This is a genomic window from Agromyces intestinalis (assembly GCF_008365295.1).
GTDB lineage: Bacteria > Actinomycetota > Actinomycetes > Actinomycetales > Microbacteriaceae > Agromyces > Agromyces intestinalis.
Window position 1 is genome coordinate 2,086,202 of sequence record NZ_CP043505.1, and the last position, 24,543, is coordinate 2,110,744.

Genomic DNA, 24,543 nt, shown 5'->3' on the forward strand with positions numbered 1-24,543 from the left:
ATGAGACCACAACTCGGACCAGAAATGGTGGACTTCCGGACACGCGGATTCCTGACGCACGATGCCCGTGCCCGGGAGCACCTCGAGGAGCGTGCCCATGCGTTCATCACAGGCTTCAATCTCGCCGCGAATGATTGGGCAGGCGTGCATGAAGCCCTGGCTGGACTGCCGGATGAACTCCGAGGCTTCGCATATGAAGGCGCGGGGATGTACGGGGGCCTTCTGGGAACCGTACGCGGGAGGGCCGCAACCGCGACCCATCTCCTCTCCTACGGCGGAGCGCGGTATCCCCATTTGATCCACGTCGGATGGGGGTGGGGAAGTACCCCGTTGCGCACTGCCGCTCTCGTTCCGCTCGCACCGACCCCGGTGCTGAAATGGCTGGGACTCGACGGGGCCGGATTCGGGCTCGGCTTCTTCTGCGGGACGAAGCGAGCGCTGCGCATCGTCGAGCGCGCCCGCGGAGCTCGGCGAACGGCCATGGTCGCGGGAGTCGGGCGCTCGCTCTGGTTCGCAAACTGCGCCGACCCCGGGCGCATCGCGGACCTCATCTCAAGCGCGAGCGCCGTCGACACTGAGGAGTTGTGGGCAGGGGTCGGACTTGCCGCAGCATACGCCGGTGCACCAGACCCCGATGCCTCACGAGTTCGTCACTTGGCCGAACTCTCCGGGCGCAGTGAGAACGCGTTCCGGCAGGGGTTGCTCTTCGGCGTCGTCGCTCATCACACGTCTGGGCATTCGGAGGGAGTCGCTCCAACTATGGCTTCGAACGTTCTCGGGCTCTCGCCTCGTCAAGCGACAGCGATCGCCGACGACGCATTGGAGGGCCTTGCCGGTGACGAATCGATCGCTGCCTACGAACAGTGGCGTCGGCGCGTACGAGAGGCGGTTGCAGCATGATCATCTGGGGAGATCGGCGGCTCGTGGTGCCTGCGCTCGCGGCGGCATTGAGCGTCGGCGCAGCGATCGTCGCCACCGTCGGGCCGTTCGCGACGACGGAGGCGACAACCCACATCCAGTTCGACACAACCGCGCTGCGTACGGATGTGGCCGATCCTGCGCACGAACGACCAGTCGCGCCACGGTATGCGCGGATCGCCGACTGGATCTCGGCGGTGGGCGCAGCGGTCGCCGTTGCCGATCTCTCGGGCGCGGGGCACGCGGCCGACTACTGCCTGGTAGATCCACGTGATGATTCGATCACGGTCGGGAACGCCGATCCTGGACGGGCCGATTACAGCCCCCTCACCCTGCGTGCCGGTGACCTCCCAATGGACGACACCATGGCGCCGATGGGCTGCGTGCCAGTAGACATCGACGAGGACGGCGACCAAGACCTCGTCGCGTACTACTGGGGGCGCTCTCCGATCTTGTTCCTCCGCACCGATGAGGCCGACGGCCCAGCGACATCACGCTCGTTCCGAGCCGAGGAACTCGTTACTCCGGCAGCGGTATGGAATACCACCGCTCTCAATGTCGGAGATCTCGACGGCGATGGTCACCTCGACCTCATCATCGGCAACTACTTCCCCGACGGCGCGCGTGTGCTCGACCCCGCTGCGACCTACGACACAGGTACCGTCATGCAGGACTCGATGTCGCTCGCGCAGAACGGTGGCGTCAACCGGGTCTTCCTCACCGAGCCGACGGGCGTCGCCGACACGATGCCGCGACTGAGCGATCAGAGCACGGCGCTGCCGAAGAACTCAGCCACATCGTGGACCCTCGCATTCGGTCTACAGGACCTCACGGACGACCTCCTTCCCGAGGTGTACGTTGCGAACGACTTCGGCCCGGACAATCTGCTGGTCAACAGATCCGAGCCTGGGCGAATCGCCTTCGACCAGATCGAAGGCGAGCGCGACATGATCACGCCGAAGTCGAAAGTACTGGGCCACGACTCGTTCAAGGGAATGGGCGTCGCCTTCAGCTACGAGAGAGCGTCGTCCCTCCCGACGATCATGGTGAGCAACATCACGAGCGAGTTCGCGCTGCAGGAATCCAACTTCCTGTTCGTTCCGTCGGGAGAACCAGCCGAGATCTCCGCGGGGAAGTTCGTCTACCACGATGAGAGCGAGGCGCGGGGAATCTCACGGTCGGGCTGGTCGTGGGATGTGAAGGCCGCCGACTTCGACAACGACGGTATCGACGAGTTCCTGCAGGCTACGGGATTCGTCGCCGGGGACCGCAACGGATGGCCCCAGCTTCAGGAGTTGGCGATGGCGAACGACTCGCTCCTGCAGTTCCCCGAGGCTTGGATGAGGGTCGACGAACACGTTGACCTATCCGGGCACGAGCCCGACCGACTCTGGGTCCGGAACGGTGAGACGTACTCTGACGTGGGCGCAGCCTCGGGCCTCGACGCGGAAACCGTGTCGCGAGGAATCGCGACCGGTGATCTGAACGCCGACGGCCTCATGGACGCCGTCGTCGCTAAGCAATGGGTGCCGTCCTCGATCGCCATCAATGCTTCGCCAGTGGAGCGTGCCGGGAGGTCTCTCTTCCTCGAGATCGAGGGGATCGCCGGCGGGAAGAGGCCCGCCATCGGGGCTGAGGTACGAATCGATGCCGCCGAGGCATCCGTCCAGCGCGAACAGCTCTACCCAGCCAACGGCCACGCGGGTGTCTCTGCGCCTGCCATTCATATCGCCGTCACCGACGACACCACCACCGTCCGGATCCGCTGGCGCGACGCAAACGGAGCGCATTCCGCGACGACCGACGTCCCCAACGGGCCGGTTTCACACATCCTCCTTCACGCCGACGGAACGGTGAGCATCTCATGAATGGCGAACAACTCACTCAGACGGACGAAAAGAACCCCGTGACCCGCGGTGCCGACCCACGGATCAAGGCGCTCCGTCGGTTTGCCCTATCGATCAGCGCCCTCACGGTACTCGGTCATACCGTCTTGGGGTTCGAGCAGGCTCCCATCACCCCGATCATCTGTGTTGTTGTCGCTGTCGTGTTCGACGCGGTGCTCGAGAGCCTCGCTGCTCGGTCCGAAGGGCGTCGTCCCGCGTTTGCGGTACGAAACATGCGCGCCGTCGTCGACTACTTCCTGCCGGCGCTGATCAGCGCATTGGCGTGCGCCATGCTGCTCTACGCGAACGCGAACCTCATGCCGTACGTGTTGGCAACGATGATCGCAATCGGCTCGAAGTACGTGTTCAAGGTTCGGGTGAATGGGAAATGGCGGCACTATCTCAATCCCTCCAATTTCGGGATTGCCGCGGTGCTACTGCTGCTGCCGTCGGTCGGTATCGCGCCTCCCTATCAGTTCACCGCGAACGTCACGGGCCCCGTCGACTGGCTTCTCCCGATGGCGATCATCGTGCTGGGCACAATGCTGAATACGAAGCTGACCGGGCGATGGCCCCTCATACTGGGCTGGGTGCTCGGATTCGTCGCTCAGGCCGTATTGCGAACGATTCTGACTGACGCATCACTCGTCGCTTCACTCGCTCCGATGACCGGTGTCGCCTTCATCCTGTTCACCAACTACATGATCACCGACCCTGCAACGACGCCGACTGGGCGCCGTGCACAGCTGGCATTCGGGATCACCACCGCGACGATCTACGGCGTGCTCGTCACCCTCGGCATCTCGTTCGGTCTCTTCTTTGCGCTGGTGATCACGTGTGGCCTGCGCGGGGCTGGCATCGTGCTTCTGGGTCAGCGCGAGCGGTTCGCAACCTTCGGCTCCCGCACACGCCGGCTGGTGATGGGGCCCGGAACCTCACCTCAACCCTTGGCCGAGAGGAACTCCGCTCAAGGTGCGCTCGCAGTGGCCGAGCTTTCTGCCCCGCGATCCGGGCAATGACGTCGATGACCACCACGGACCCCGATGCGATCTCGATCGTCGGTGCCGCTTGCGAATATCCGGGTGCGCGTTCCCCAGAGGAGCTGTTCCAGCTCACGCTCACGAGGCGCACCGCTTTCCGTAGCATTCCACGAACGCGCCTGGACTTGTCCAGTTACGGTGGCAGCGCGGACCACGTCGACCGCACCTATGTCGAGCGTGCGGGTCTGATCGAGGGCTGGACGTTCGACCGCGCAGCATTCGGCGTGAACGGAACCACGCACCGCTCAGTCGACACCGCGCATTGGCTCGCCCTCGACGTGGCCTCGCGGGCGTTGTCGGACGCTGGATTCGCTCACGGGATCGGCTTGGAGCATGACCGCGTCGGAGTCGTGGTCGGCAACACCCTGACCGGAGAGCGTTCGCGCGAGATGGGTCTCCGCCTGCGATGGCCCTGGGTCGAGCAGGCTGTGAGGGTGGGCCTGTCGGGAACGGGGCTTCAGGGCGAAGCCCTCACTTCTGCTCTGACGAAGACGCGTGACGCATTCGTGAACCCCCTTCCCGAGCAGGGCGTGGAATCACTCGCCGGTAGTCTCAGCAACACGATCGCGGGCCGCATAGCCAATCATTTCGATTTCCGCGGGGCCGGCTACACCATCGACGGCGCCTGCGCATCCAGCTCCCTCGCGATCGTCGAGGCGTGCCGCAGTCTCGTCGCAGGCGACCTGGATGTGGCGATCGCCGGAGGCGTCGATGTCAGCCTCGATCCGCTTGAGCTCGTCGGGTTCGCAAGGCTCGGCGCGCTTGCCGTCGACGAGATGCGGGTGTACGACGCTCGCCCTACCGGATTCCTTCCCGGTGAGGGATGCGGGCTGGTCGTGCTCATGCGAGCAGCAGACGCTGAGCGTCAAGGAGTCCGCCGCTATGCCGACATCGTTGGATGGGGCATCTCCTCCGATGGCGCGGGGGGAATCACCCGGCCCGAAGCCGCTGGCCAGTCTCTCGCGATCGAGCGGGCACTCGATCGCGCTGGCCTCAAACCGGACGCAGTCGGGATAATTGAGGGCCACGGCACAGGCACCGCGGTGGGAGATTCCGTTGAACTGCGTTCGCTCGCCGACGTGCGACGCGGCGGTCAGACGACAGCGACGATCGGTTCGATAAAGGCGAACATCGGTCATACCAAGGCAGCCGCGGGCGTTGCCTCGCTGATCAAGGCAACCATGGCCGTCAACGCTGCCATCCGGCCGCCGGCGACCGGTGTCGAGACTCCGCATGAGATCGTGGGCGCCTCCAGCTCGCTTCGGCTGCTCGACGAGCCGGAAGCATGGACTTCACCGCGCCGCATCGCGGGGATCTCAGCGATGGGCTTCGGCGGCGTGAACACGCACCTTCTCATCACGGAGCCGTCGGCAACGAGACGTTTCGTCGGGGTGAGCCTCCCCGGGCCTGGAGCGGGCCGCATGGTTTGGCCGGTCCTCGTGCCGCTCGCGGCCTCGACATCGGCGCAGCTCCGTGGGCATCTCGACACGTTCGCGGAACAGTCGGAGGCGCTGAGCGAAGTCGAGTTCGAGCGGCTCGTGGCGACGCTGCATCGTCGGTTCGGCGACAGCCGCCGGTGGGAGCATCGGGCTGCGATCCACGCTTCCAGCCAATCCGAGGCGGCTGTCGAGGCACGTCGGCTTGCTTCACTGATCGATGCGACGGCAACCGATGATCGTATGGTCCACAGCCGCGCTGGATCGGCTGGCCATGGTGTCGGCGCTCGCGTAGGGCTCCTCTTCCCCGGTCAGGCTGCGCCGGTGCGATGGGATCTCTCTCGATTCGATTCGCTGGCGCCTACCCTCACAGACGCGGCGGCGCGAGATCGTCCGGGCACCGCGTCCGCTCAGCCCGCCATCCTGCGTTCCTCTCTCGCGGGGCTCGCGTTTCTGAAGGAGCTCGAACTCGAACCCGACGACACGGACGAAGTTGTCGGGCACAGCCTCGGCGAGATCGCGGCCTATGTCTGGGCAGGTGCCCTCCACTCGGCGGATGCGCTCGCACTCGCCGAGCGGCGCGGTGAACTGATGGAGATGCAAGGCGTCTCTGGTACTGGCATGGTTGGACTGGACGGCGACGAAGAATCGGTGGCGGCACTGACGTCGTCGAGCGGGCTGCAACTGGCTTGCCGCAACGGGGGTGGAAACTTCGTTCTCGCAGGCTTCGATACCAATCTCGCCGCAGCGATCACCGCCGTGAGCGCTCAAGGACGAAGGGCGGTACGGCTCCCAGTCTCACGAGGATTCCACAGCACGGCGATGGATCCTGTTGTCGGTCCGTTCACGACCGTCGTTGCGAAGCTGGACCTGCGGACCCCAACCCGCTCGATCCGCTCGACCGTCACCGGCGGGACCCTCTCGATTGAGGCCGACTGGCGACAGAACCTCGTCGAGCAGCTCACACGTCCCGTCTTGTTCGACTCGGCAAGCGAGCCCGTCCTCGCCTGTGACGTGATCGTGGAAGTGGGCAGCGGAACGCTGCTCAGCGACATGGTGCGCGGCAGGGCCGGGCACGGCGCGGTATTCTCGCTCGACATCGGTGGTGACGCTCGCTCCACATCGGGCGCACTTGCCGCGCTCTACGCGGCCGGCCGGATCGACATCACTCAGCTCGACAATCTCGGCGAGGGCTTGCGCGCACTCGACCTGGGCGAGATGCCACGTCTGCTGGAATCGCTCCTCGTTCCTGAGCCGGCCGGCCCGGACCGCGGCGCCGGAGCATCATCTCATCGCACACCAGTCGCGCCCTCGCCGGTCGCATCGTTCCCTGACGTGCCCCAGGCGGTCTCGCCGGCAGATACTGCGGCTTCCACAGTCGCCGAAGATGAGCCAGTGGTGGAACTGAGTTTGGAATCCGCTCTCGCCATAGTGACGTCGTTCCTCGCAGACCGACTCGAGCTGCCCAGGTCTGCGATCGATCCAGATGGCTCGCTCTTGAGGGATCTGCATCTCAATTCACTCCGGGTGGGCCAACTGGTCACGGAAGTTCTGCAGGAGAACGGACGGCCCGCGCTCGTGGAACCGTTGGATGCGGCAATGGCCACCGTGCGCGATGTAGCCTCGCTCCTTCATATCGGCAACGTCGAAGGGGCGAAGCCGATGACGGCGGCCCCCGGCCCATCATGGGCGCATGCGTTCGAGCACGGATGGGAGGCTGCGACGCTCGAGGTCGACGCTTTGCCCGAGGACGTGCTCCAGCTCCATACCGACCGGACCGATGCTCAACCGTCTGGAAAGTTCGTACGTTTCCTCGAGTCGGCCACCGCCGAACCGGAGATGCCAGTCGTCGTCGTCCACGACGGCACCTCCGGCGCTGCAGGCCTAGCCCGCTGCATCGCCGAGGAGTACCCCGATCGAGCAGTGCTCACGGTCGTCGTCGAGGATCAGACTCCGCCGAAGTCGTTGCCCGTTCTTCGGCCTGGCTATCAGGAGTACCGCTACGCCGCCGGTTCGTGGTGGTCGCCTGTTACGCGCTCACTCGCCTTAGACGACGGACACGCTTCGTCGACCCTGCGCGACGGAGTGGTATTGGTGACCGGAGGGGTAACAGGGCTCATGGCATCGGTAGCCCAAGCGGTCGTTGATCCGATACGCCACCGTGTCGTGGTTCTCGGACGTCGCCCCAGCGACGCGGCCGACGTCAGCGCCGCTGCAGCCGAACTGCCACCGCACATCGAGTACCGCTCGTGCGACGTGACCGACGCGAGAGCTCTGCGGGCCTTGGTGGAGGATGTGAGATCGTTCGGCCCCATCCGTGCAGTCATCCACGGAGCTGGGGTGAATGCGCCGCAGCGAATGAACGACGTGACGGTGGAGTCGTTCGAGCGCACATGGGCGCCGAAGGTGCTCGGGCTCGAGAACCTCCTCGATGCGCTCGATCCCGTTGCGAACGATCTGGATCTGCTCCTCGCGTTCGGGTCGATCATCGCGCGGCGAGGGTTGGCTGGTCAGACCGAGTATGCGGCTGCGAACGACGCCATGCGCGCCATTTTGGAATCGTGGGGCGAGCGTCACCTGCTCGTTCGCACGCACTATCTCGAATGGTCCGTCTGGGCAGGACGCGGTATGGGTGAATCGCTCGGAGTGCTCGACTCGCTTCGAGCAATGGGTGTCGAACCGCTGCTGCCGAAGCAGGCCACCAGCCTGCTCCGCGGCATCGTGGTCACCCCGAACACACCTCGAACCGTCTTGTTGACTGCACGCTGCCCCGACGGTCCTGGACTGCAGCTGCCCCGCAATGGATCAGCCGACTTCTCCCGCTTCGACGAGGCTCGGCTGGAGGTCGTCGAAGACGTCGTGGCCGTGGTCGATACCCGAGTCGATATCGTCACCGATCGTGCCCTCGCTGATCACCAGATCGACGGCATGCACGTGTTGCCGGCCGTGATGGGTTTGGAGGCTGTGACGCAGGTTGCCCGTGTGGCCGGCTGGAAGGAGCGCTCCTGGGCGTTCGAATCGCTCAGGTTCGACCGACCGATCGTGGTACCCGAAGGTACCGCGCGTGTGTTGCGGACGTCGGTTGCTGCAGAGCCGATCGCGAATGAGTGGCGGGCCGTCGTGCGTGACGACCAGGATGACTTCGCCTCCCCCCGATTCACGATGACCATCGTGCCGCAGCCCGAGAACATACCTCAGCTCGATTCCGTGCGCTTGACCGGGACCGACGTCGACGCGTCCGCTTGGTATGGGCCCCTGTTCTTCCACGGTCGTCGCTTCGAGCGCGTTGCGGCGTATGGACGGCTCTCGGCATTCACGCTCGCCGCCCAACTGTCGACGCCAACGGCTGAACCGTGGTTCGGCCCGCTCCTACCTCCCGCCCTGCAGTTGGGTGATCCTGGAGCGCTCGACGCCTCTTTGCATATGCTCATGGCCGCCGCGCCGCATCGACGTGTCCTTCCGGTCGCCGCTGACTACCTCTTCATCCCTCGACCGGATTCGATTCCCTCGCGTGTGCAGGCCGTCGAGCGATCGCACTCGGCCGACGAGTTCGTGTTCGACGTGGATCTGCTCGACGACAGCACGGAGATCGTCGCCGCATGGCGCGGCCTGAGGTTGCGAGTCGTCGGTGATCTTCCCGCCGGGACTTGGCCCGAAGGCCTTCCGCTCGGACTCCTCGGTCCGTGGCTGTCGCGGTGCATCATCGACGCCGGCGGCCCTGCGATCGAGATCATCGTGCAAGAAGGGGATTCCGCATCCTCCGACGCGATGCAGGCGCTGGGATGGCCCGTCGTCGAGAGCGGCGGAGTCACCAGTGCCGCGCACACAGGGGGGCTCCTCTTCCTCGCCAATGGAGTTGACGGTCGGAGGAGCATCGGAATCGACGCTGAGGTCGTCACCGGGCCACGATCAGTGCTCTCCGATCCGGCGCTCGAACGCTGGCAACGCGCTTCGATCCCGTCGGAAACGGATGACCGGGCTCCAGACGGTCTCGAAGCATGGACACTGGGCGAAGCTCTCGTGAAACTCGGTCGACACGCAGACACCAGCATGGGAGCCGATGCCCGTGACCAGGGACTGGTACGGATGCGTGGCGATGGAGTCGCCGCCATCGTGGGCACGCTGACGGTTCAGCATGACGGGACATCCCTCGATCTGGCGGTCGCGGTCGCTTGGAGGGAAGGATGAGCGCCACATACCGCGTAGAGCATGTGGTGACATTTGCGGAGACCAACCTCGTTGGCAACGTGTACTTCGCCGAGTACGCGAAGTGGCAAGGAATATGTCGTGAGCAGTTCCTGTTCGACTTCGCGCCGGCGACGGTGGAGTCCGTCTCCAGCGGGCAACTCGCACTCGTGACACTCGACTGCGCGCTCAAGTTCCACGCGGAGGCCTTCGCCGGCGACGTCATCACCATCGAGATGAGCCTGCAGGCCACCTCTCGAAACCGCATCTCGATGACATTCCGATACCGGCGCGACGACGAGGTGATCGCGACAGGCTCGCAGTCTGTCGCCTGCCTCCGGCGCACGCACGCAGGCCTTGTGCCTGTCCCAATCCCCGACGACCTGACAGCTGCGCTCCACACTCACCGCTGATGCCAAAGGAGCACGCAATGCCGTCCTCATCCCGCTTGCTGCTCCAGGCGCACCCGCGCTGGGCACTCCGGTTCCCGGGTGGAGAATCTGCTGGACACCGAGCGATGCGTTGCTACATTGACTTCCGAGCCCCCCACAGCAGGTGGGATCCGCCAGCTCGCTTCCCCCATGGAGCGGCGCTCCATCGAAGGGATCGCGTGGTCGACCGTCGGAGCTATCGTCAAGCCTGTGGCCTGGCCTTGGCCCTGGATGTGGTCGGTGAGCGGTGGACACTTCTCATCGTGCGTGAATTGCTGATCGCGCCGCGTCGCTTCTCTGAACTGCATCAGGCGCTCGATGGAATCGGCGCGACTGTGCTCTCCGAGCGCATGCAGCACCTCGTGCGACACGGCATCGCGGTGCAGCATGTCATGGAGGGTGACCGCCGCGGTCGCGTCTACGAACTGACTGCGGCCGGGGAGGAGTTGCGCCCGGCAGTTCTCGCACTCGCGCAGTGGGGATTGCGCTCACTTTCTGGATCACCGGAGGGGTACGGCGAACCAGATCCCACGTGGGCGTTTCTCGCCTTACAGGCCATGGCGCAGCCAGCGCTGCTGGGAGAAGGTCACGCGGCATGGACGTTCAGCATCGGCGATCAGGCCTTCTCACTTCGTATCGACCACGGTCGGATGAGTGCCGAACGCGGACCGACAAGTGATCCGGATCTCAGTATCGAGGGAAACGCCCACACCTTCCTTGCGATCGGATCAGGTCACTTGGATGTCGGTGAGGCGCTTCGTACGGGGCGCATATCAGTCCAGGGAAGCCGGGATGCGCTGCGCACCTGTCTCGTGGTGATGGGATTCGAGGAAGGTCTGGGCGCCGAGGAAGCCGATGCGTCAGATGCGCTGGAACGAGGGCCAAACCCGAGCGCCTGAACTCGTCTCAGCCGCGTCGCGTAAAGGAGGAACCGTACATGAGTGGAATTGCTCCTTCTATCGGTCCTCGAAGATTCCGGGATACGTTGGGCCATTACGCCTCGGGTATCACGGTCGTCACCGGCGTTCACGATGACGAACCCGTCGGCTTCACGTGCCAATCGTTCTGCTCCGTTTCGATCGACCCGCCCCTCGTCTCGTTCAGCGTGATGCGGACCTCGACCAGCTACCCGCGAATAGCGGAGCGTGGCCGATTCGCGGTCAACATCCTGGCCCATGACCAGGACCACATCTCACAGCAGTTCGCGCGGCGTGACACTGACAAGTGGGCGGGCGTCGAATGGGCATCAAGCGCCGCAGGCAACCCCGTGATACGCAACACACTCATGTGGGTCGACTGCGAGACGTGGGCCGAACACGAAGCAGGAGACCACCTCATCGTCGTCGGTCGTGTATGCGAGACGAGCGCACAAGACTCGACCTCGAGCGAGCCCCTCCTCTACTTCAAGGGCGCATACCGACGCTTGAGGGACATCTCGCCATAGCGCCAGGCAGGGGTCGAGCGGAACCAGTCGAGTCGGATGCGAATGCTCACAGCGACGTTCGCACGCCATCCTCGATGGTCTCGACGACCGAGCCGTACCGCACTGCTTATCGCAGATTGCGGAAGCGGCGATCGCGCCTTTTCGCCGTGTCCTACTCCCGTCATGATCAAGGCACCAACCATCGAGTAGCAGGGAGTAGGGAATGCTCGATTCACACGTAATGGAAGCCGTTGATTCATCGCCGAGGCCGCGAGCTGCACCATTCATCGATGGCCATTTCCCGCGGAGACCGATCCCGATCGTCCTTCTCAGCATTCTGGGGGGGTTCGCGCTTTCCGCACTCTGGTCGTATCAGTTTGTCGACAGCGTCATCGGCGACAACGTTGCGAACTATCTCCTGGGTCACGACGCGAAAGCGACACCGATCGAAGGCGCCGTCGCGGGCATCGTGTTTGCCCTCGTTTCCGGGCTCGCAGGAACCTTCACGGCATGCAACGTCGCCGTGTTCGGGGCTGTAGCGCCGTGCCTCGGCCCGGGCGTCGCTTCACGAAAGGCGCTGGTGCTCGGCACCCTTCGCGCCCTTGCCTGGCTCGCCGTCGGGATGCTCGTCATATCCGTCAGCTATGGAGTGCTGGTCGGCTGGATTGGTGTCAACCTCCCCCAGTTCTCTACCGCGCCTCCCGAGCCGGGGCAGATGCCGCCAGTTCTGGTTCAGTCGATGGTCGTCTTCGGAGTCGTCGGCATCGCGATGATCTACCTCGGCTTGACCGTTGTCGGGGTCACGCCCGATCCGTTGGCCGCGGTGGCGAAGCGATTTCCGCAGGTCCATACGGTGCTGCTCGGCATGTTGATCGGCGGGTTCCTCGTCGGGCGCCCCTACCCGCTCTTCCGTCAACTGTTCCGAAATGCTGCCGAGATCGGCTCGCCGTTGTACGCAGCTGCTGTGTTCTCGCTTCAATCGCTGGGGAATATTGCACTCATGGCGGTCATTGCCCTGACGCTGGCTCTGATCCTGCCGAAACGAGTGTTCAATTGGTTCCGCGTCGACCCGACCCGAGCGAACACATTCACTGCGGCATCTTTGCTGACGCTCGGAGTATTCACCGTGCTCTATTGGGACTTGCGACTGCTGGCCACGTTCGGGGTAATCCCGTGGTACCCGATCGCCCCATGGGTATGAGCATTCACCGTCCGGTGTCTGTGAGATCCGTCCTCCGGGCTCATCGGCATCCCGAGCACAGCTATCTACCGGGCGGAGATCAACCGGGTGAGCCTGGTGGAGTCGACCCGCGTACTTGGCCTGAAGGGAACTGACGGTCGCGGTCGATCGCCGACCTCCGAGCAGTTCCACCTCAGCCACGGGCGGCATTCGACCCGATCGGGTCGAATGCCGCCCTTCGCCGTCGTGACTGCGCCCTTCGGAAGCACAGAGAACACGGCGCGGACGGAGAAGGTTCCGAACGCAGGTCGGCACCACGTTCCCTGCCCACTCGATCGGGGGCGGGCGAGCCGATTCGCGCGGGCGAGCCGATTCGCGCGGGCGATGCGGGCGAGCCGCGCCGGCTCAGACGACCGACCCCACCCAGATGCCGAGCAGTGCGAGCGCGACTCCCGCCACGAGCACGCCGAACCCGTACCCTGTCGCGGCGCGCCAGCGCCGGTCGCGGGCGAGACGCACGGTCTCGACGCTGGCGGTGCTGAACGTCGTGTACCCGCCGAGCAGTCCGGTGCCGAGCAGCATGACCCAATCCGCACCGATGCGGTGCTGCGCGAGACCGACGAGCAGCCCGAGGGCGAATGATCCGGTCAGGTTGATGAGCGCGGTGCCCCACGGCAGACCACTGCCGAAGCGGGTGCGCACGAGGCCGTCGAGCACGAACCGCAGCGCGGCGCCCACGCCGCCGGCTGCCGCGGTGCACGCGAACACGAGCCATCCGGTCACCGCGCACCTCGCGTCTCGCGATGCGCAGCCTGCGCGAGCAGGATGCCCCCGAGGCTCGCCACGGCGCCGATGACGACGGTGCCGAGTGCATATCCGACCGCGATGAGAGCCTCGCCGTCGAGCAGCAGCCGGGCGGTGTCGGCCGAGAACGCGCTGTAGGTCGTGAACCCGCCGAGCACGCCGGTTCCGATGAACAGTCGGATGCCTCGGCGCGCGCCCTCATCGGGCCCGCGTAGTACGAGGGCTTCGAGCAGCATGCCGAGCACGAACGCGCCGACCAGGTTCACCGTGAACGTCGTCACCGGGAACACCGCGCCGGGCAAGGCCGCGGCGACCGCGACGCCGAGACCCGCGCGGGCCGCCGTGCCGAGCGCGCCCCCGAGCGCGACCAGCGCGATCAGCCGCCACTGCAGGTGCGGCGGACGGCTGTCGCGGCTCACGTCGTCGAGTCCCAGGGAACGTCGTCGGCGAACCCGACCGGGGCGATCGGCACCACGAGCACGGGTCGGTGCTGGCGGTGCGCGAGGTGTGCGGCCACCGAGCCGCTGAAGAATTCGCGCAGCGTGCCGCGCACGCCGGGCTCGCGCGTGCCGACCACGATCATCGCCGCGTCGATCGCCTCGGCGAGATGCGCGAGCGCGCGTGTCGGGTCGCCGGCGAGGGCCCGAGGCTCCCAGGTCAGGTCGAGGGGATCGAGCAGCGCGTGCAGCCGACTGAGCAGGTCGGGATCGAACAACGCGCCGTCGGCGGGCTCGAGATCACCGGCGTCGGGGTCGACGGCAAGCGAGTGCACACTGCCGTCGGGATGCTCTTCGACGACGTAGTGACCGGGGTCGACGGCTGCGCACACGAGGCGTGCGTGCAGCGCAGCAGCGAGCGACGCGGCCTGCCGTACGACGACGTCGGGCTGGTGCGACGTGACGCCGACGACGACGGTTGCAGTTCTGCCGGTCACGGGGTCTCCTCGGCGCCTGAGCGCTGCATCCAGTTTCCCACACCGCTCCCCCCCTCCCCTCTTCTCTCGTGCAAGGTCGATCCGCGTCACCACGGTCGGCGCGGCGCAACCTCACTCACGCAGATCGGCCTTGCACGAGAGAAGGGGGCAGGGGGAAGCGCGCCGCCGGCTCACGCGAGGCTGATCGGTGCGAAGCCCTCGTCGTCGAGCGTGCCGGCCGGCGCGGCGAGGGCGACGTACCGGCTGCGCACGCTGAGCGCCGAGGCGTCGGGATTCACGTTCAGGTACTCGGCCACCACGCGGTACTCGGCCAGGCGGCCGTCGGGCACTCGGCTCTCGCGCACCGCGGTGCCGGCCACGAGCGCGGCCGAGAGTGCCGTCCAGTAGACGCCGATACCGCGGAACGATCGGGCGGGTCGCTGCGGCTCGGCGTCGGCGAGCAGGATGTCACGGGTCGTGTTCGCGCACGCGATCGCGAGTCGACGACCCAGCTCGGAGTACTCGGCGAAGCCGTCGGCGAGCTGCTCGTACCGGTGCCACCCGGCAGCGCGAACGACGCTGCGCAGCTCGCGGCCCGAGCCCGTGACGGCGCCGAACGGCACGTCGAGCGCGGCCGTGATGAGCTGGTCGAGCGTGCGCGAGTCGCCGTCGTACTGGATGAACCGACCGATGTACCCGCGCTCGCCGCCGCCGTCGGCCCGCGAGGGCGGGGCGACCCGTGCCTCCTCGACCTGCCGGCGGATCTGGTCGAGGTTGTCGTCGGCCTGTTCGAGCAGCGCCGCCGAGAGCGCGAAGAGCCGGTCGACTTCGCGCGGGAGCTGTCGCGCCGACTTGTAGCGCAGGTCGTGCTCGAGCTCCGACCAGGTGTCGCTCAGTGCGGTGCGCAGCTGCACCTCGACCTGCGGAGCATCCGAGGCATCCGTCGTGCCATCCGACCCGACCGCCCTGACCGCGCCGGTGGCGACGCGCTCCTGACCCTCTTCGGGGATGCGGCCGACGAACTGCACCGAGCGGTAGCCGAACGCGTCGATCGGCAGCATCTCGGACTTGTCGACCCACGAGTCGTCGTCGACGATGAGGGCTTCGCGGACGACCTGCTCCATGGCGGGCAGGTCGCCCTCGAAGTGCGCGATCACCCGGACCCCGAGGATGTCGCGCACCTCGCGATCGGGCGCACGACGCACCTTGCGCTCGAAGGACTCGCGCGACTTTACCCGGGCAGTGACGTGGAAGTACTTGAATCCCGCCGCCTCGAGGCGGCGAGCGAAGTCGGCCTCGATGCGGCTGCGCAGCGCGCGGTACCGGCGAAGCTCGCGGTCGTACCGGGCGAGCTCGGCCGCGACCAGCCGCTCCTCCGAATCACGCGTGTCCACACCGGAAGGCTAGTGCGGGTCGCCCCGCGCGGGCCGTGCCGCAGCCCGAGCGCCGTGGAATACCGTGCACCCACCGAGAGTTGAGTCAAATGCGCTCAAGTTTCGCGATCTCGACTTGACACGTTCGAGTCGCTGCGTGACACTTGAGCCGTTGAGACTCAAGTCTCGACGTCACCGACTTTCGGCCGCGGGCGGGCACCGCCGGGCCACCAGTCCGGAAAGGGTCCGGCACGGGGCATCCGTGCGGTTCCTTCCGGGCGAGAAGGAGAAACACACATGTCACGTGCAGTTGGAATCGACCTCGGCACGACCAACTCGGTCGTCAGCGTCCTCGAGGGCGGTGAGCCCGTCGTCATCGCGAACGCCGAGGGCTTCCGCACGACCCCGTCGGTCGTCGCGTTCACGAAGGACGGCGAGGTGCTCGTCGGCGAGACCGCCAAGCGCCAGGCCGTCACGAACGTCGACCGCACCATCTCGTCGGTCAAGCGCCACATGGGCACCGACTGGAAGACGCAGGAGATCGACGGCAAGCAGTACACCCCGCAGGAGATCTCGGCGCGCATCCTGCAGAAGCTCAAGCGCGACGCCGAGCAGTACCTCGGCGACACCGTCACCGACGCGGTCATCACCGTGCCGGCGTACTTCAACGACGCCGAGCGTCAGGCCACGAAGGAGGCCGGCGAGATCGCGGGCCTGAACGTGCTGCGCATCATCAACGAGCCCACCGCGGCCGCGCTCGCCTACGGCCTCGACAAGGGCAAGGAGGACGAGCTGATCCTCGTCTTCGACCTGGGCGGCGGCACGTTCGACGTGTCCCTGCTCGAGGTCGGCAAGGACGACGACTTCTCGACCATCCAGGTGCGCGCCACCTCGGGCGACAACCGCCTCGGCGGCGACGACTGGGATCAGCGCATCGTCGACCACCTGATCAAGCGCTTCAAGGAGTCGACCGGCGTCGACGTCTCGAAGGACAAGATCGCCCTGCAGCGCCTGAAGGAGGCCGCCGAGCAGGCCAAGAAGGAGCTGTCGAGCTCGACCAGCACCAGCATCCAGCTGCCCTACCTCTCGCTCACCGAGAACGGCCCGGCCAACCTCGACGAGACGCTCACTCGCGCCCAGTTCGAGAACATGACGAGCGACCTGCTCGACCGCACGAAGAAGCCCTTCGAGGACGTCATGCGCGAGGCCGGCGTGAAGATCAGCGACATCGCCCACGTGGTGCTCGTCGGCGGATCGACCCGCATGCCCGCCGTCGCCGACCTCATCAAGAAGGAGACCGGCAAAGAGCCCAACAAGGGCGTCAACCCCGATGAGGTCGTCGCCGTCGGCGCCGCCCTGCAGGCCGGCGTGCTGAAGGGCGAGCGCAAGGACGTGCTGCTCATCGACGTCACCCCGCTGAGCCTCGGCATCGAGACCAAGGGCGGCATCATGACCAAGCTCATCGAGCGCAACACGGCCATCCCGACCAAGCGCAGCGAGACCTTCACGACCGCCGACGACAACCAGCCGTCGGTCGCGATCCAGGTCTTCCAGGGCGAGCGCGAGTTCACCCGCGACAACAAGCCGCTGGGCACCTTCGAGCTCACCGGCATCGCCCCGGCGCCGCGCGGCATCCCGCAGATCGAGGTCACCTTCGACATCGACGCGAACGGCATCGTGCACGTGTCCGCAAAGGACAAGGGCACCGGCAAGGAGCAGTCGATGACGATCACCGGCGGCTCGTCGCTGCCGAAGGACGACATCGACCGCATGGTGCGCGAGGCCGAGGAGCACGCCGCCGAAGACAAGAAGCGCCGCGAGTCCGCCGAGCAGCGCAACTCCGCCGAGCAGCTCGCCTACTCGGTCGAGAAGCTGATCAAGGACAACGACGACAAGCTGCCCGCCGACGTGAAGACCGAGGTGCAGGGCGATGTCGACGCGCTGAAGTCGGCGCTCGCGGGCGACGACGACGACGCGGTGAAGACCGCCTTCGAGAAGCTCTCGCAGTCGCAGACCAAGCTGGGCGAGGCGATCTACGCGCAGGGCCAGGCGGCGGATGCCACGGCCGGCGAGGATGCCTCGGCGACCGGTGCCGCGGGCGGCGAGTCCAGCGACGAGGACGTGGTCGACGCCGAGGTCGTCGACGACGAAGACGAGAAGAAGTAACCATGGCTTCCGAGGAAGACCGGAACCACGAGGAGCCGATCGTCCGCGACAAGCGGCGGATCGACCCCGAGACGGGTGCGGTTCGGCAGCCCGAGGGGCAGGGCGAGACGGATGTTTCGCACGAGGCATCCGCTCAGCCCGGGTCCGCGGACGGCGACGCCGGCGACGACGAGCGCGAGCTCACCGTCGACGACATCCTGAACGCGGCGCAGGCCGAAGTGCAGGACCCGACCGACGAGCACCTGGCCGACCTCAAGCGGGTCACCGCCGAGTACGCCAACTACCGTCGGCGCACCGAGCAGAACCGCGAGCTCGAGCGCGAGCGCGCGGTCGGTGCGGCGGTCGCGGTGCTGCTGCCCGTGCTCGACGATCTCGACCGGGCCGAGAAGCACGGCGACCTCGAGGGCGACACCCCGTTCGTCACGATCGCCGCCAAGCTGCGCGCCGCGACCGAGAAGCTCGGGCTCGAGCGATTCGGCGAGGTGGGCGAGGTGTTCGACCCGCAGCGGCACGAGGCGATCTTCCAGCAGCCCTCGCCCGACGTCGACGCCGACACGGTCGCCGACGTCGTCGAGGCGGGCTACACGCTCGGCAGCGTCCAGCTGCGCCCGGCGAAGGTCGTGGTGCACACCCCGGCGTCCTGACGGACGCCACATCCGCCGCCGAGCGTTTCCGTTCGCGCCGAGCGTTTCCGTACCAGCGGAAACCAGTGGTGCGAACGGAAACACTCGGCGGCACGACAGACTGAACAGCAGAGAGAGGAGGCGCCCGTGGCCAGTCAGGATTGGTTCGACAAGGACTTCTACCAGGTGCTCGGCGTCTCCAAGGACGCGAGCGACGCCGACATCAAGAAGGCGTACCGCAAGCTCGCCCGCAAGTACCACCCCGACCAGAACCCGGGCGATGCCGCGGCGGAGGCGAAGTTCAAAGAGATCAGCGAGGCGAACTCGGTGCTCTCCGACCCCGAGGAGCGCAAGGAGTACGACGCGATCCGCGCGATGGGGTCGGGCGCGCGTTTCACCGCCCCCGGTGGGCAGGGTGCCGGCGGCTTCGAGGACGTCTTCGGCGGCATGTTCGGCCAGGGCGGCGGCGGCCAGCGCTTCACGTTCCAGCAGGGCGCGGGCGGCGAGTACGACGACCTGCTCGGCGGGTTGTTCGGCGGCGGCCGGTTCGGGCAGTCGACGGGCGGCTACCGCGGCTTCGGCGGTCCGACGCCGGGCCGGGATGTCACGGCCACGACCACGCTCGACTTCATCACCGCGACCCGGGGCGACCAGGTGACCCTGCAGACGGCCGAGGGCAAGCCCGTGACGGTGAACATCCCCGCCGGCGTCGCCGACGGGCAGAAGATCCGGCTGCGCGGCAAGGGTCACCCGTCACCCGACGGCGGCGCGAACGGCGACATGATCCTCACCGTCAACGTGCGCAAGCACCCCGTGTTCGAGCGTGACGGGTTGAACCTGCGAGTCACCGTGCCGGTGACCTTCGAAGAGGCAGCGTTGGGCGCGACGATCCAGGTGCCGACGCTCGGCGGCGACCCGGTGAAGCTCAAGGTCGCGCCGGGAACCCCGAGCGGCCGGGTGCTGCGCGTGAAGGGCCGAGGCGTCGCGACGAAGAAGGGCACGGGCGACCTACTCGCCGTCGTGCAGGTGGCGGTGCCCTCGCATCTCTCGAAGGAGGCCGAGGAGCGGTTGCGCGAGTTCGCAGCGCTGCTGCCCGACGAGAACCCCCGCGATGACCTCATCGCGCGCGCCAAGGGGTAGGCGATGGACGAGACGAGCCCGATCTTCGTGATCTCCGTCGCGGCCGAGCTCGCCGGCATGCATCCGCAGACCCTGCGCCAGTACGACCGGCTCGGGCTCGTCTCGCCGAGCCGCACCGCCGGCAAGTCGCGCCGCTACTCGATGCGCGATGTCGTGCAGCTGCGCGAGATCGCCCAGCTGTCGAGCGAGGGCGTCAGCCTCGAGGGCATCCGCCGCGTGCTCGGCCTCGAGGACGAGGTGTCGGCGCTGCGCACCCGGGTGCGCGAGCTCGAGGCGATGCTCGCCGATGAGATGCTGAACCGCCCCGGCCGGCGCGTGTTCGCCGCGGGCTCGGCAGGCGACATCGTCACCATCAAGGCCGGCACGCGCGTGCGCCGCGAGAATGCCCTCGTCGTCTGGCGGCCGCTCGACCGGTAGCCCGTCGCCGGCCGAGTAGCGCCAGTGCGAAGCGGCAACGCGTATCGAGACCGACGCAACCGACGCGCCGCGCAGGCGTCAGCGGCCCCAGGCGCTCGCCGGGGCCTCGATCGCCTCGACGGGGCGGGTCGACCAGTGCGTGCCGTTGCCGTAGTGGCTTCCGGCCCACGGCGATGCCCAGATGGCGCGAGCCGTGGCATCCGCGTCGTCTCCCACCTCGAGCGCCGCCTCGATCGCGTCGTAGAACGCGTAGCGGCGCAGGCTGTCGGCCGCGTAGTACGCGCCGGTGACGAGGGTGTCGTAGCTGCCGAGGCCCGATCCGCCGCCCGATCCGTTGCCGTTGTTCAGCGGGTTGTTGCGGTTCCACCAGTTGTCGACGCCGTTCTCCTGGCGCATCCACCGCAGAATGACGGTGACGTTCGCCTCGGTCACGGGGAACCCGCCGTCGACGAGCACGAGTTTGGCCCAGTCGTGGTTCGTGCCCCCCTCGATGAGGGTCTCGGGCCCGGTCGAGGCGACGTACGAGTCCTCGGAGACGCCGGGCACCGCGCCCCCGGCGTCGACGGCGACGCGCTGCAGGCGGTCGTGCGTGAGCGATGAGGCGGCGACGGCGGGATCGGCCAGAAGCGGCGGCGCGGTGGGTGCGATCGCGAGGGTCGCGAGCAACCCGCCGACCGCGAAAGTGGCCAGGAGAGCGCCGAATCGGCGCACCGTGCGGGTACGTCCGACGGGCGTCGCGCCCGACTTCGGCGCGACGCGGCGGCCCCCCGGCTGGCTTCGGCGTGTTTCCCGCATGCCTGACCGAGGGTAGCAAACACCGGCTGAACCCTCACCGTGACCCCCGAGTGCGGGTAACCTGCCCGGGTGGAACTCAGCGATCTCCGCAGGCGCCCCGACGTGAGCGCACCCGGACTCGAGGCCTCCGACGCGGCCGACCGGCTCATCCTCGATGAGGCCCGGCCGTTCGTCGATGCGCTCGTCGCCGACCTCGGCGCGACCGCCGCGGGGGCCCGGGTCGCGGTGATCGGCGACACGCACGGCGCGCTGGCCCTCGGCACCGCCGCAGCGCACGGGTTGCGTGGCATCCGAGTGCACCAGGACGCCCTGCTCGGCGAGCGCGCGATCGCCGAGAACGCGCGCCGGGTCGGTTTCGCCGACGCAGTGCGGGTGCTACCGGCCGAGGCCGCCCTCGTCGAGGGTGCCCGCGTCGTGCTGCTGCGGCTGCCGCGGTCGCTCGATGCCCTCGACGAGGTCGCGGCGCTGATCGCCGAATACGCGGACGACGACGTGGTCGTCGTCGCGGGCGGGCGGCTGAAGCACATGAGCCCGGCCATGAATCACGTGCTGCTGCGCCACTTCGGGCGGGTGGACGTGAGTCACGCCAGGCAGAAGTCGCGGGTGCTGGTCGTGCGCGAGCCGCATCCGGCCGGCATGGGCGCGATCACAGGGCCGGATGCCGCGTGGCCGCGCCGCGCGCACGATGACGAACTCGACATCGACATCGTCTCGCACGGCGGCGCGTTCGCCGGCACCTCGGTCGACATCGGCACCCGCTTCCTGATCGCCGAACTGCCCGTCGCGATCGGCGGCGAGCGGCCCGAACGCGCGATCGACCTGGCGTGCGGCACCGGCGTCGTCGCGGTGGCCCTGGCCCGACTGCTGCCGGCCGCGCAGGTCGAGGCGTACGACCAGTCGGCGGTGGCCGTGCGGTCGGCGCGCGAGACGGCCGAGGCGAACGGTGTCGCCGACCGCATCCGGGTCGAGCGCGCCGACGCGCTCGAACTCGTCGGCGACGGGATCGCCGACCTCGTGGTGCTGAATCCGCCGTTCCATGCGGGCGGCGCTCTGACGACCGCGCTCGCCGAGCGGCTGTTCGCCGACGCGGGCCGCGCTCTGCGGCCGGGCGGACGGCTCGTGACCGTCTGGAACTCGCATCTGAGGTACCGTCAGGCCCTGCAGCGACTCGTCGGTCCGACGCGGCAGATCGCCCGGAATCCGAAGTTCACGGTGACCGTCTCGACACGTCTCTGAGGCGGCGCCGGGCGGGGATGCATCCATCGGGCGATCGTGTCAGGCTGGGAGGATGACCGACACGCTCGAGCTCCACGACCTCGACGTCGCGACCATCGCGACCGTCGACCGGCCGTGGAATGTCGTCGTGTGGGACGACCCGGTCAACCTCATGACGTACGTCACCTACGTGTTCCAGACGTACTTCGGGTTCGCACGCGAGCAGGCCGAACGGTTGATGCTGCGGGTGCACACCGAGGGGCGCGCCGTGGTGGCGACGGGCAACCGCGAGGCGATGGAGCGGCACGTCGTCGCCATGCACGGCTACGGATTGCAGGCCACGGTCGTGAGGGCCGAGCCATGATCGTCGCCGGCCGCGACGGAGGCGACGGGGTTCGCCTGGTGCTCGAGGCCGAGGAGGCGATGCTGCTGTCCGAGCTCGCCGACCAAGTCGACTCGGTGCTGCTGCTCGGCACCGAGGACGACCCGGCCCTCGGGCGGCTGCTGCCCAACGCCTACCCCGATGATGCCTCGGCGTCGCGCGACTACACGCGGTACACCCGCGAGAGCCTCGTCGACGGAAAGCGCCAGGCCGCGCAGTCGGTGCGCGACGCGACGGCGGCGCCCGGCGAGCGCGGGCTGGTCGAGATCGAACTCGACCAGTCGCAGGCGTGGGGGTGGCTGACGTTCCTCACCGACCTGCGGCTCATCCTCGCCGAACGGGTCGGCGTCGTCGAGGAGGGCACCGACGACGCCGACGAGTCGCGCGACGACTACCTGCGGGCGGCGTACGAGTGGGCGGGATTCGTGCAGGGCTCGATGCTCGAGGTGCTCGACCCGATGCCCTGACGGCGTGATGCTCGACCCGATCCGCCCCCGGTGGCAGGCTGGTGCCGACGCGGCAGGGGGCCGCGAGGGGAGCATCCATGACCGAGATCGCCGCCGCCGAGACATCCATCGATCCTGACCGCCCACCCGATGGGGCACCGGCCCATGCAGCCGAGAAGCGCCGGGCCACCTCGCTGGCAGAGATCGTCCGCCGCCCGGCGGAGAACGCCGAGTCGCTCGAATCGGTCGCGCTCATCATCGGGTCGTTCGCGTTCGCGGTGGGAGCGGTCGCCGCGCTGATCGCGTTCTGGAACCGCGACGTGCCGATCTCGGGGGCCGGGTCGATCGGCGAGTTCGTCGCGATCAGCGGTGCGCTGGTCGCGATCGCCGCGTTCGTGTTGGGGCGGCTGGTGCTGCGGTCGCCGAGCACCGCCCTGCAGCGCGAGGTCGGCCCGGGGCTGGCGGTCGCGGGCGCCCGCCTGCACTGGTTCGACCTCACCGCGCTCGCGCTCGCGCACGGTGCGGTCGTGCTCATCGCCTGGCTCGGCCTGTCGAATGTGCTCGAGCGCAGCTTCATCGGCGCCGTCGTGTTCACGGTGCCCGCGGTCGCGCTCACCGGCGTCGGGCTGGCGGTGAGCGCCTACGCGGTGTTCCTGTCGGCGGCGCGGCTCACCCCGATGCTGCTGTCGCTGGTGCTCGCGGTGTTCCTCGTGGTCGGGGCGATCACGAGCATGCTGGGCGCGAGCGATCCGCTCTGGTGGCAGAAGAACCTGTCGGCCCTCGGCATCGGCCACGATGCATCCGCCATCGCCTTCAACCTGACGCTCATCATCGCCGGCGCGATCGTCACGATCATCGCCCGCTACTGCACCGCGTCCCTGCCGATCGCGACGCCGCTCGATCGGCGGCATCGCAACGTGGTGCGCAACGGGCTGGCGCTCATCGGCATCTTCCTCGCCTGCGTGGGCGTCTTCTCGGTCGACCAGTTCTTCTGGGTGCACAACTCGGTCGCCACGGGCATGGCGGTCGCGTACGCGGTCGTCGTGATCGGGCTGCCGTGGTTCGTACCCGGGATGCCGCGCCCCTTCGTGATCCTCGGGTACGTGTACGTCGGGGTGATCGTGGTGCTCGGCGTGTTCTTCGCGATCGGCTACTACAACCTCACGGCGGTCGAGCTGGTCGCCGCGGTGCTCATCTTCAGCTGGATCATCCTGTTCCTGCGCAACTCGAGCGCGATGAGCCAGGCGGATGCTCCGGAGCCGGCGCCGCCCGTCCCCGCCTGACACGGCGGACGACGGAGGGGCGGATGCCGAAGCATCCGCCCCTCTCGTTCACGCAGCCGGTCAGGAGCCCGCGAGCGCCTTCGTCTTCAACGCGTCGTACTCGGCCTGGTTGATGGTGCCGGCATCGAGCAGCGCCTTGGCCTTCGCGATCTCGTCGGACGGGCTCGCCGCGGCCCCGGCGGTCTGCCGGATGTACGCGTCGGTCGCCGACTGCACCTGCGCCGCCTCCTTCTGCGCGCGTTCGGACATGCCGCGGCCGCGGGCGATGAGGTAGACGAGCGCGGTGATGAACGGGAAGAACAGCAGGAAGATGATCCAGACCGCCTTCCACCAGCCGTTGAGCTGTTGGTCGCGGAACAGGTCGGTGATGATCGCGATGACCGCCCAGAGGTAGGCGAAGAACGCGAAGATCCAGATCGTCCACCAGACGATGTCCCAGAAACTCTGCCAGAAACTCATTCGGAGCCCTTCTTCGATTGTGAGAGCC

22 protein-coding genes are annotated in these 24,543 nt (G+C 67.5%); 16 read left to right on the forward strand and 6 right to left on the reverse strand.

Going from position 1 to position 24,543, the window contains the following annotated elements:
• The first annotated feature begins 24 nt into the window (after positions 1–24).
• From FLP10_RS17915 to FLP10_RS09580, 8 genes are all read left to right on the forward strand, one after another.
• On the forward strand, positions 25–900 hold the full coding sequence (locus FLP10_RS17915; protein ID WP_425457643.1) for a DUF1702 family protein: 876 nt from the start codon (positions 25–27) through the stop codon (positions 898–900).
• On the forward strand, positions 897–2,786 hold the full coding sequence (locus tag FLP10_RS09550) for an FG-GAP repeat domain-containing protein (RefSeq protein ID WP_149160652.1): 1,890 nt from the start codon (positions 897–899) through the stop codon (positions 2,784–2,786). Before FLP10_RS17915 ends, FLP10_RS09550 begins: the two co-directional genes overlap by 4 nt.
• Complete coding sequence (locus tag FLP10_RS09555; RefSeq protein WP_210418369.1) at positions 2,783–3,823, forward strand: enediyne biosynthesis protein UnbU; 1,041 nt, start codon at positions 2,783–2,785, stop codon at positions 3,821–3,823. Before FLP10_RS09550 ends, FLP10_RS09555 begins: the two co-directional genes overlap by 4 nt.
• Before the next feature lie 5 nt (positions 3,824–3,828).
• Positions 3,829–9,468 (forward strand): type I polyketide synthase, encoded by a 5,640-nt coding sequence (locus FLP10_RS09560; protein WP_168209154.1) that lies wholly within the window; start codon positions 3,829–3,831, stop codon positions 9,466–9,468.
• Positions 9,465–9,878: an acyl-CoA thioesterase gene (locus FLP10_RS09565; RefSeq protein ID WP_149160654.1), complete on the forward strand. Its 414-nt coding sequence runs from the start codon at positions 9,465–9,467 to the stop codon at positions 9,876–9,878. The genes FLP10_RS09560 and FLP10_RS09565 overlap by 4 nt, the downstream gene beginning before the upstream one ends.
• A gap of 197 nt (positions 9,879–10,075) precedes the next feature.
• Positions 10,076–10,795, forward strand: coding sequence for a winged helix-turn-helix transcriptional regulator (locus tag FLP10_RS09570; protein ID WP_168209155.1), 720 nt, complete (start codon positions 10,076–10,078; stop codon positions 10,793–10,795).
• 38 nt (positions 10,796–10,833) lie between these two features.
• Positions 10,834–11,340, forward strand: coding sequence for a flavin reductase family protein (locus FLP10_RS09575; protein WP_149160656.1), 507 nt, complete (start codon positions 10,834–10,836; stop codon positions 11,338–11,340).
• A gap of 202 nt (positions 11,341–11,542) precedes the next feature.
• On the forward strand, positions 11,543–12,520 hold the full coding sequence (locus FLP10_RS09580; protein ID WP_210418370.1) for a hypothetical protein: 978 nt from the start codon (positions 11,543–11,545) through the stop codon (positions 12,518–12,520).
• A 384-nt stretch (positions 12,521–12,904) separates the two neighbouring features.
• Here FLP10_RS09580 and crcB read toward each other — a convergent pair whose 3' ends face one another.
• The 4 genes from crcB to FLP10_RS09600 all read right to left on the reverse strand — a co-directional run bounded on the left by crcB (position 12,905) and on the right by FLP10_RS09600 (position 15,610).
• Entirely contained in the window at positions 12,905–13,282 is a 378-nt protein-coding gene (gene crcB / locus FLP10_RS09585) for a fluoride efflux transporter CrcB (protein WP_149160657.1), read from the reverse strand.
• Positions 13,279–13,722 carry a fluoride efflux transporter FluC gene (locus FLP10_RS09590; protein WP_149160658.1) on the reverse strand — a complete coding sequence of 148 codons (444 nt, stop codon included), beginning with the start codon at positions 13,720–13,722 and terminating at the stop codon, positions 13,279–13,281. The genes crcB and FLP10_RS09590 overlap by 4 nt, the downstream gene beginning before the upstream one ends.
• On the reverse strand, positions 13,719–14,237 hold the full coding sequence (locus FLP10_RS09595; protein WP_246149977.1) for a universal stress protein: 519 nt from the start codon (positions 14,235–14,237) through the stop codon (positions 13,719–13,721). The genes FLP10_RS09590 and FLP10_RS09595 overlap by 4 nt, the downstream gene beginning before the upstream one ends.
• A gap of 170 nt (positions 14,238–14,407) precedes the next feature.
• A complete protein-coding gene (locus FLP10_RS09600) occupies positions 14,408–15,610 on the reverse strand; it encodes a GTP pyrophosphokinase (RefSeq protein ID WP_149160659.1) in 1,203 nt (400 codons plus the stop codon).
• Between the two features lie 276 nt (positions 15,611–15,886).
• Between FLP10_RS09600 and dnaK the strand changes: the two genes are divergently transcribed.
• The 4 genes from dnaK to FLP10_RS09620 all read left to right on the forward strand — a co-directional run bounded on the left by dnaK (position 15,887) and on the right by FLP10_RS09620 (position 19,935).
• The gene (dnaK, locus tag FLP10_RS09605) at positions 15,887–17,755 is read left to right on the forward strand and encodes a molecular chaperone DnaK (RefSeq protein ID WP_149160660.1); all 1,869 of its coding nucleotides are present in this window, start codon (positions 15,887–15,889) and stop codon (positions 17,753–17,755) included.
• A gap of 2 nt (positions 17,756–17,757) precedes the next feature.
• Positions 17,758–18,399, forward strand: a complete 642-nt coding sequence (locus FLP10_RS09610) for a nucleotide exchange factor GrpE (protein ID WP_149160661.1) — start codon at positions 17,758–17,760, stop codon at positions 18,397–18,399.
• 126 nt (positions 18,400–18,525) lie between these two features.
• Entirely contained in the window at positions 18,526–19,518 is a 993-nt protein-coding gene (locus tag FLP10_RS09615) for a DnaJ C-terminal domain-containing protein (protein ID WP_149160662.1), read from the forward strand.
• Positions 19,519–19,521: 3 nt separating this feature from the next.
• Positions 19,522–19,935, forward strand: coding sequence for a heat shock protein transcriptional repressor HspR (locus FLP10_RS09620; protein ID WP_149160663.1), 414 nt, complete (start codon positions 19,522–19,524; stop codon positions 19,933–19,935).
• Between the two features lie 78 nt (positions 19,936–20,013).
• Here FLP10_RS09620 and FLP10_RS09625 read toward each other — a convergent pair whose 3' ends face one another.
• Positions 20,014–20,730, reverse strand: coding sequence for a hypothetical protein (locus tag FLP10_RS09625; RefSeq protein WP_246149978.1), 717 nt, complete (start codon positions 20,728–20,730; stop codon positions 20,014–20,016).
• 69 nt (positions 20,731–20,799) lie between these two features.
• On the opposite strand from FLP10_RS09625, the gene FLP10_RS09630 reads away from it, so the two are divergent.
• The 4 genes from FLP10_RS09630 to FLP10_RS09645 all read left to right on the forward strand — a co-directional run bounded on the left by FLP10_RS09630 (position 20,800) and on the right by FLP10_RS09645 (position 24,056).
• On the forward strand, positions 20,800–21,966 hold the full coding sequence (locus tag FLP10_RS09630) for a class I SAM-dependent methyltransferase (RefSeq protein WP_149160664.1): 1,167 nt from the start codon (positions 20,800–20,802) through the stop codon (positions 21,964–21,966).
• Positions 21,967–22,018: 52 nt separating this feature from the next.
• Positions 22,019–22,309, forward strand: a complete 291-nt coding sequence (gene clpS, locus FLP10_RS09635) for an ATP-dependent Clp protease adapter ClpS (protein WP_149160665.1) — start codon at positions 22,019–22,021, stop codon at positions 22,307–22,309.
• A complete protein-coding gene (locus tag FLP10_RS09640) occupies positions 22,306–22,794 on the forward strand; it encodes a DUF2017 family protein (protein ID WP_149160666.1) in 489 nt (162 codons plus the stop codon). Before clpS ends, FLP10_RS09640 begins: the two co-directional genes overlap by 4 nt.
• Before the next feature lie 77 nt (positions 22,795–22,871).
• Positions 22,872–24,056, forward strand: coding sequence for a hypothetical protein (locus FLP10_RS09645; protein WP_246149980.1), 1,185 nt, complete (start codon positions 22,872–22,874; stop codon positions 24,054–24,056).
• 60 nt (positions 24,057–24,116) lie between these two features.
• Here FLP10_RS09645 and FLP10_RS09650 read toward each other — a convergent pair whose 3' ends face one another.
• Positions 24,117–24,515: an SHOCT domain-containing protein gene (locus FLP10_RS09650; protein WP_149160667.1), complete on the reverse strand. Its 399-nt coding sequence runs from the start codon at positions 24,513–24,515 to the stop codon at positions 24,117–24,119.
• Positions 24,516–24,543: the final 28 nt, after the last annotated feature.